A 2,377-nucleotide genomic window follows, 5' to 3' on the forward strand; every position below is an offset into this window, starting at 1 on the left:
TATTTCATTTTAAGGAGTCCAGATGGCTGATCCTCTTGCCGAAATCGTCACGTTGCTCCGGCCCCGGATGAAGTTTTCCAAAGTGGCCAGCGGAGCGGGGCCATGGCGGCTGCGCAAAGAGGGGGATGGACATCTTTTCTATGGTGCCGTCGTGGAAGGGAGTTGCCGGCTGCAAGTGGAAGGGCGCGAGGCGTTGACGCTGGGCGTGAATGATTTCGTGCTGATTCCCGCCGCGGTGGATTGCATCATGATGAGCCTGCATCCGGAGGCGGAAGAGATGCCCCTCTCCGAGCCGGTGCGTTTGCCGTCGGGTGAGTTCAGATTGGGCGATCTGGCGGGGCCAGCAAATGTACGGAATTTAATAGGACATTGTGAATTTGCCTCGCCGGATGCGACGTTGCTTGCCTCGCTCCTGCCGGAGCTGGTGCATGTGAGGGGCCAATCAAATCTGGCGACGCTTGTGGCGCTAGTCGGGGAGGAGGATCGCGCAAATAAACCGGGGCAAGGAATAGTTCTGGCGCATCTGCTGGAGGTGATGCTGATCGAAGCGTTGAGATCAGCTGCCGAATTCGGGGCTTCACCGGGCCTGCTGCGCGGCCTGGCGGATGGAAGATTGGCAGTGGCGATCAGGCGAATGCACGAGGCGCCAGAGCGAGCCTGGAGTGCAGCGGAGTTGGCGAAGGAAGCTGCTTTGTCGCGCTCGGCCTTTTTTGAACGCTTCAACCGAGAGGTGGGATTGGCGCCGATGGAATACCTGCTGACGTGGCGGATGGCTTTGGCGAAGAGGCTGCTGCGCAATGGTTACAGGGTAGCGGAGGTCGCGGCGCAGGTGGGTTATCAGTCCGCTAGTTCCTTCAGTGTGGCCTTTTCACAGCGTGAGGGGGTGCCTCCCGCGCGTTACGCGCGGGAGGTGGCGGAAGGCATTTCCCTGTGAAGACGTCTGCGAGATTACGAGCGTAAGAGGAACGTGGCGGTAAAGAAGCTCTGATACCATCGGTGCTGAAGCTGATTGCAATCCTTCAGCCGCCCCATAAGGCAGAGCAGTTCAGGCTCCGTATTGTTCTTCTGGGATTAAGGATAGGCGCGAACTTTGCAGCCTGCCAAAAGCCAGGCCGTAAAATTGCTGGAAACTCATAATCCAGGACTGCCAAAAATCCGGATCGACACGGTTCGGAAAGGGCAATAGCATAATAGCATCTTCAACATGGACACGTTCGACATGGGTTTCGAAAATCAATCTGTGTTTCGGCGTGGAAAATTGGCTCTGACTCACTTTTGATGGAATTGGCTGTTTGTATTGCCTTGGATTCGGGAAAGGAATCAAAGGCATGCGAGGTTGCCGTCCGGCGTTGCTGATCCGGTTGGATTTGCTGCGGAAGGCGTAGAGACAGAAGGAGATACGGCCACCATCAGGGTTCGCGCGGTGGCCGGGCGCGGTATTTGCCCGAACTGTGGGCGGGCGTCTTTTCGTGTTCATAGTCGCTACCATCGCCGCCTGGCGGATCTGCCCGCTGGTGGACGAATGGTCCGGCTCGTTGTTCTTGCGCGCCGGTTCTATTGCCACGAGGCTCGGTGCAGCCGGCGGATTTTCGCCGAGCGGTTCAGGGAACTGGCACCATGGGCACGCCGAACCGCACGACTGGATACGATTGTTCAGCATCTTGGGCTGGCACTCGGTGGTCGGCCGGCAGCTGGTTTTGCCGGGCGGCTGATGATCCCGGTCAGCAACGACACGCTGCTGCGGGTGGTGCGCCGGCGCGGTACATCACCTCTGATACCGGCGCGTGTCGTGGGCGTTGATGATTCGGCTTGGCGGCGTAATTTCCGCTACGGCAAGATCGTCCGCGATCTTGAACGACGGCGTACGATTGCACTTCTACCGGATAGACCGGGCCCAGCGGGCGCTGCTGCCAGGTCGTCACCTCGTCCAGCACCGCATCGGTAATCGTGCTGATCAGTTCTGCCGACGCATCGATGCCGTAGATCTCGGGCAGATGTTCCGCAATCTCGCGGGTGCTCAGCCCCCGCGCATACATCGAGATGATCTTGTCATCGAAGCCCGGAAACCGGCGCTGGCATTTGGCGATCAGTTGCGGATCGAAGCTGCCCGCACGGTCACGGGGAACCGCAATCTCGATCTTCCCCGTGCCGGTCGACACCGACTTGCGGCCGTAGCCGTTCCGGCTGTTCTCGACCTCCGTGTCGTTACCGAGTGATAATCCATCTCCGCGCTCAGAACCCGCTCCGCCAGGGCCTTCTTCAGCACGTTCACCAGATCACCCGAGTACAGGGCTGTCGCCGCGTCACCGCCAGTCAGCAACTGGTCCAGTAAGTCGTCCGGGATCGCCAGTGCTTTCCGTCGTGCCATATGGGGCCT

Annotated in this window: 3 protein-coding genes and 1 pseudogene; 2 read left to right on the plus strand and 2 right to left on the minus strand. The window is 59.4% G+C overall.

Annotation, left to right across the window (positions count from 1 at the left end; all coding sequences use genetic code 11):
- Positions 1-22 precede the first annotated feature (22 nt).
- Positions 23-934, plus strand: a complete 912-nt coding sequence (locus APM_RS19565) for a cupin domain-containing protein (RefSeq protein WP_007425122.1) — start codon at positions 23-25, stop codon at positions 932-934.
- A 111-nt stretch (positions 935-1,045) separates the two neighbouring features.
- Here APM_RS19565 and APM_RS21930 read toward each other — a convergent pair whose 3' ends face one another.
- The gene (locus APM_RS21930; RefSeq protein WP_138919295.1) at positions 1,046-1,330 is read right to left on the minus strand and encodes a hypothetical protein; all 285 of its coding nucleotides are present in this window, start codon (positions 1,328-1,330) and stop codon (positions 1,046-1,048) included.
- A gap of 93 nt (positions 1,331-1,423) precedes the next feature.
- Here APM_RS21930 and APM_RS21935 point away from each other — a divergent pair, with 93 nt between their 5' ends.
- On the plus strand, positions 1,424-1,945 hold the full coding sequence (locus tag APM_RS21935) for a transposase family protein (RefSeq protein ID WP_371259420.1): 522 nt from the start codon (positions 1,424-1,426) through the stop codon (positions 1,943-1,945).
- Here the strand turns inward: APM_RS21935 and APM_RS21115 are convergent.
- Positions 1,878-2,368 (minus strand): annotated as a pseudogene (locus tag APM_RS21115) (transposase); the annotation flags it as partial. The gene APM_RS21935 and the pseudogene APM_RS21115 sit on opposite strands and share 68 nt — an antisense overlap.
- Positions 2,369-2,377: the final 9 nt, after the last annotated feature.

The sequence above is a fragment of the Acidiphilium sp. PM genome, from assembly GCF_000219295.1.
In the GTDB taxonomy this organism is placed as follows: domain Bacteria; phylum Pseudomonadota; class Alphaproteobacteria; order Acetobacterales; family Acetobacteraceae; genus Acidiphilium; species Acidiphilium multivorum.